The sequence below is a fragment of the Micromonospora phytophila genome (genome assembly GCF_023656545.1).
Lineage (GTDB): Bacteria > Actinomycetota > Actinomycetes > Mycobacteriales > Micromonosporaceae > Micromonospora > Micromonospora phytophila.
Genome location: NZ_JAMOKF010000353.1, coordinates 1 through 5211, shown reverse-complemented (window position 1 = coordinate 5211; position 5211 = coordinate 1). Strand labels below are relative to the sequence as shown.

Annotated in this window: 4 protein-coding genes; all 4 read left to right on the top strand. The window is 74.5% G+C overall.

The annotated features are described in order from the left end of the window. The coding region (locus tag NCC78_RS27125) for a fibronectin type III domain-containing protein (RefSeq protein ID WP_250798016.1) at nt 1-305 on the top strand (305 nt) is incomplete at its 5' end. A 152-nt stretch (nt 306-457) separates the two neighbouring features. Continuing rightward, entirely contained in the window at nt 458-3094 is a 2637-nt protein-coding gene (locus NCC78_RS27120; protein ID WP_372495212.1) for a fibronectin type III domain-containing protein, read from the top strand. 25 nt (nt 3095-3119) lie between these two features. Continuing rightward, entirely contained in the window at nt 3120-4115 is a 996-nt protein-coding gene (locus NCC78_RS27115) for an AAA family ATPase (protein ID WP_250798015.1), read from the top strand. A gap of 12 nt (nt 4116-4127) precedes the next feature. Next, nucleotides 4128-5211: DUF58 domain-containing protein (locus NCC78_RS27110; protein WP_250798013.1), on the top strand; the 1084-nt coding region annotated here is incomplete at its 3' end.

The window sequence follows — 5211 nt, the reverse complement described above, 5'->3', positions numbered from 1 at the left end:
CGGCGCCGGCTTCGACGGGACCGCCGCCGGGCGGCCTGAAGCTGCGCGACGACGCGGCGACGATCACCCTGAGCTGGACCGACCCGACCGGGGGCGGGGTGCCGTTCATGGTGGCCGGTGGCCGCGCCGGCCAGGCGCTGGGCGTGATGGCCACGGTGGACCCGGGTCAGATCACCTACACGGTCAACGGCCTGAACTCGCGGGTGGACTACTGCTTCACGGTGCTGGCGGTGTACTCGACGGACTCGTTCGCCACGTCCGGTCAGGTCTGCACGGACCGGGAGCGGAGCGCTGCGCCGAGCTGATCGCCCCGTCGGCGACGCACACGCTGGGTGTCCACATCGGGACGGTGCGGGTTCCCCCGCCCGGGACCGGGCCATATGATGGCACCCGGCTCGGCAGGGGTCCGCCGGAAACGGCGTGCCACCTGCCAGGACGACAGGGGAGGCAGTCGCTTGTGGCCACCATCGACGATGCCGTGAGCGCCGGTTCCGGCGCCGCGCGTCCCGGGTCCCGGCGAATGCGCGGTGGGCTGGTCACCATTGCGACGGTCGCCGCGCTGCTGGCCGCCATGGGGCTGACCGTTCTCGGGCTCGGCGCGGCGGACAACGCGGTGGCCAGCTACGACGCCAGCTCCTGGCTCTGGAGCACCGCGCGCAGCGAGATGGCCCGGGTCAACGGGATCACCGCGCGGGTGGACACCCGGGTGGAGATCCCGGGGGCCCGCCGACACCCGATGCAGGTCACCCAGACCGACCGGCTGCTGATCCTGCGGGATCTGAACACCGGTCAGGTCAGCTCCCTGGACCTGGCCACCCTGCAGATCACCGCGACCACGCGGACCACCCCGGGCCTGGGGGTCAACGTCGCCCTGCACGAGGACGCGGCGTTCGTCGTCGACGCCGTGCAGGGCGTCGTGCGGCAGCTCGACCCACGCTCCCTGACCCCGGTCGGCGAGCCGGTCCGCTACCCGCCGGGCATCACCGGCGGCTCGTTCGACGGTGCGGGTCGGCTCTGGATCGCGGTGCCGAGCGAGGGCACCGTCTCGGCGATCACCGCCGCGACGCTGCCCTCCGCGCCGGCCTCCGCGGCCCCCGCCGGGGCCGGGCTCAGCCCGAAGCAGGTCGAGACGTACGACGTGGCCGAGGCCAGCCACGAGCTGGTCGTCTCCACCCTCGACGACGGGGTGGCGGTGCTCGACCGGACCGCCGGCCAGCTGGTCACGGTGCGGCGGGGCACGGTCCGGGCGACGAAGCTGACGATGACCTCGCCGGGCACGCTGCCGGCGCGCACCAGCGGGCCGGACGTGCCGGTGACCGTGCCGGGCGAGCGGCGGGTGCACGTGATCGGCGACGCCGGCGAGGTGCGGGAGTTCACGGTGCCGGGCACGGGTGACCGGCTCAGCCCGGCGGTGGCCTGGGCGGGCCGGTTCTACTGCGCCGACGAGGCGTCCGGGACGGTCTACGCCTTCGACGGCGGCGGCAAGCTGGTCGACACCATCCGCGGCCGGGCGACCGGGCCGCTGGAGCTGGAGGTGCGGGAGAACCACCTGTTCATCAACGCGCCCGACGCGGCGACCGCCCGGGTGGTAGACGACAAGCACCAGGTCCGCGAGGTCGACAAGTACGCCAACGACGTGCTCGGCGGCGACCCGCCGCCGGCTCCGCCACCGCCGCCCCCGCCGAAGAAGCCGAAGGTCGGCAAGCCGAGCGCGCCGCGCAGCGTCACCGCCGCCGCCGGCAACGCGCAGGCCCGGGTGAGCTGGCGACCGGCCGCGTCCAACGGCGCGGAGATCATCCGGTACGTGGTGGAGGGGGCCGACCAGAAGCTGGAGGTGGGCGCCAACCAGCGGGCCGTGGAGATCAAGGGCCTGACCAACGGTGAGACGTACCGGTTCGCGGTGCACGCCGTCAACGCCAAGGGCGCCGGGCCGTCGCGGGCCAGCAACCCGGTGACCCCGACCGCGGCGGTGCCGGACCCACCGGCCGCCGTCACCGCCCAGGAGCGGCCCGACGGCACGGTGCTGGTGAAGTGGCCGGCCGCCAACGGGCAGGGCAACACCATCGCGAAGTACGCGGTGACCGCCACCTCGGCGGGCACCAACGCCCCGGCCGGCGAGTCGACCAGGACGGAGCTGGTGGTGCCGGCCGGCGAGCTGGACTACGGCACGCAGTACGCGTTCACCGTGGTCGCGGTGAACGACAAGGGCGCCGGCTCGGCGGCCTCGCCGGTGAGCAACACCGTGGTGCCGTACGCGGCGCCGGAGCGGCCGGCCGACCTGCGGGCGACCACGGTGGCCGACCAGCCGGGCACCGTGGCGGTGCAGTGGTCGCCGGCCGCGGCGAACGGCCGGCCGGTGACGAAGTACCTCATCGACGTGGGCGGCCGGCGCAGCGAGGTGACCGACACCCGGGCCACGGTGGGCGGCCTCGGCAACGGGCAGAACGTCACCGTGACGGTGAAGGCGGTCAACGAGGCCGGTCCCGGCCCGGAGGCGACCGTCACCGCCCGCACCGTGGCCGAGCCGCGGGTGACCGTGACCGGCTCGTCGGCGACCGCCACCTCGGCGACCGTGACGTTCACCGTGGACGCCGGCGGCGGTCAGGCGACGTGTTCGGTCAGCACCCCCGGTGAGCCGGCGAAGTCGGGGAACTGCTCCAGCATCACCATGACCGGCCTGACCCCGGGCACGGCTTACACGTTCACGGTGACCGCGAGCAACGCCGCCGGGAAGGGCAGCGCCACCCGCGCCCAGCAGACCGACGCCCTCTACGGGGTGGCGACCTGCCGCAACGGGTCCTCCGGCGCCGAGGCCAGCTACTGCAGCCGGGAGATCCCCGGCGAGCGCAACGGCAACGAGATCTTCGAGATCACCCGGCAGGACGACGACCGGCAGGCCGGGTGGGTGGCCAACGGCACGCGGCTCAAGGCGTACTGCAAGAAGCAGGGCGAAGAGGTCTACGCCTACATCTACAACAACGACAAGCGCAGCACCTGGTGGGTGCAGGTCGACTACAAGGGACGCAACTACATCCCGTGGGCCTGGCTCAACCTGGAGGGCGGCGACGACATCAAGGTCCTGCCCAGCTGCTGACCCGCCCGAACAAGGAGCACCACCCGTGAACACCCAGGAACCGCTCACCCAGCCGGAGGTGCAGGGCTTCGCCGCCCTCGCCGCCCGACTGGCCGAGAACATCAACGCGGTGGTGCTGGGCAAACCGCAGGTGGTCCGGCTGGCGCTGACGGCGCTCTACGCGCAGGGGCACGTGCTGCTGGAGGACGTGCCGGGGGTGGGCAAGACCACCCTGGCCCGGGCGATCGCGGCCACCGTGAAGGGGCAGTGGCGGCGCATCCAGTTCACCCCGGACCTGCTCCCCTCCGACGTTTCCGGGGTGACCATCTTCAACCAGGCCACCCGCGGCTTCGAGTTCCACCAGGGGCCGGTCTTCGCCAACATCGTCATCGCCGACGAGATCAACCGGGCGTCGCCGAAGACCCAGTCGGCGCTGCTGGAGGTGATGGAGGAGCGCACGGTCACCGTGGACGGTGTCCGGCACCCGGTGCCGCAGCCGTTCCTGGTGGTGGCCACCCAGAACCCGGTGGAGATGGACGGCACCTACCGGCTGCCCGAGGCGCAGCTGGACCGCTTCCTGGTCAAGCTCTCCGTCGGCTACCCCGACGAGGCGGTCGAGGTGGAGGTGCTGCGCGGGGCGACGCTCCGCTCCCCCGAGGCCCTCACCGCGGTCACCGACACCGCCACCGTCGGGGAGATGGTCCGGATGGCCCGCCGGGTGCACATCGCCGAGCCGCTCTACGCGTACGCGGTGCGGCTGGCCGCGGCGACCCGCACCCATCCGCAGGTGCGGGTGGGGGTGAGTCCTCGGGGCGTGATCGCGCTGACCCGCGCGGCGTGCGCGTACGCGCTGATCGACGGGCGGGGCTGGATCATGCCGGAGGACCTGAAGACGCTCACCGAACCGGTCTTCGCGCACCGGCTGCTGCTCACCCCGGACGCGCAGGTGCGCGGGGTCACCGCCGCCGAGGTGCTGCGCCAGGCGGTCGCCTCGGTGCCGGTGCCGCTGCCCTCGGGCCAGCCGGCCCCGGTCCACGGCTGACCGGCGCAGCCGGTGTCGGGGTTCACCGCCCGGGGAGTCGGGCTGCTCGTCGCCGCCGTCGTGCTGCTCGGCGGCGGTTTCCGCTTCGCGTACCCGGAGCTGACGCTGCTCGGCGCGGCGGCCGCCGGCGCGGTCGGCTACGCCGTGGCGACCGCGGCCTGGCGTCCCCGGCTGGAGGTGACGCGCAGCGCCGACCCGGACCGGGTGGCGCGGGGCGAGCCGGCCGCCATGACGTTGACCGTCCGCAACACGGGGCGGCTGCGCTCGGCGAGCCTGGTGGCCGAGGACCGGTGCGGGGAACGCGGGGTGCCGGTCCCGCTGCTGCGGCTGCGCCCGGGCCGGGACACCACGGTCCGCTACGACGTGCCGACGCACCGGCGGGGGGTGGTGCCGGTGGGGCCGCTGCGGGTGACCCGACGGGATCCGCTGGGCCTGGTGGCGCTGGCCCGCCCGTACGGCGCCACGGTGCCGGTCTGGGTGCACCCGCGCATCCATCCGCTCTCCGCCGTACCGACCGGGGCGGGACGCAGCCTGGACGGCCGGGTGGACCGGGTGCCGCACGGGTCGATCACCTTCGACTCGCTGCGCGAGTACGTGGTGGGTGACGAGCTGCGCCGGGTGCACTGGCGCACCAGCGCCCGGGTGGGCGAGCTGATGGTCCGGGAGAACGTGGACACCAGCCTGCCCCGGATCGTGGTGCTGCTGGACAACCGCGCGGTCGCCCATCCCGACCGGTCGGCCGGGACAGCCGAGTCGTTCGAGGCGGCGTGCGAGGCGGCCGCCTCGGTGGTCACCGCCGCGTTCCGCGAGGACCTGCCGGTGGTGCTGCTGCTGGTCGACCCCGGGAAGCCGGCCGAGGACGGTCCACCCGTGCCCGGCGGCGCGCCGTTGGACCGGCTGGCCGCCGCGCAGCTGGGCGACCACGCCACCCTGGAGGCCGCCACCGGGCGGCTGCGGCAGGAGCGGCTGGGCGACACCCTGGTCTTCCTCACCGGCCCGGGCGGCCGGGGCGGGCTGGGGCACCTCGGCGCGTTGCGCGGCGCGTACCCCTCGGTGGTGGTGGGGGTCTTCGGGGCGGCGGAGCCGACACCGGCCG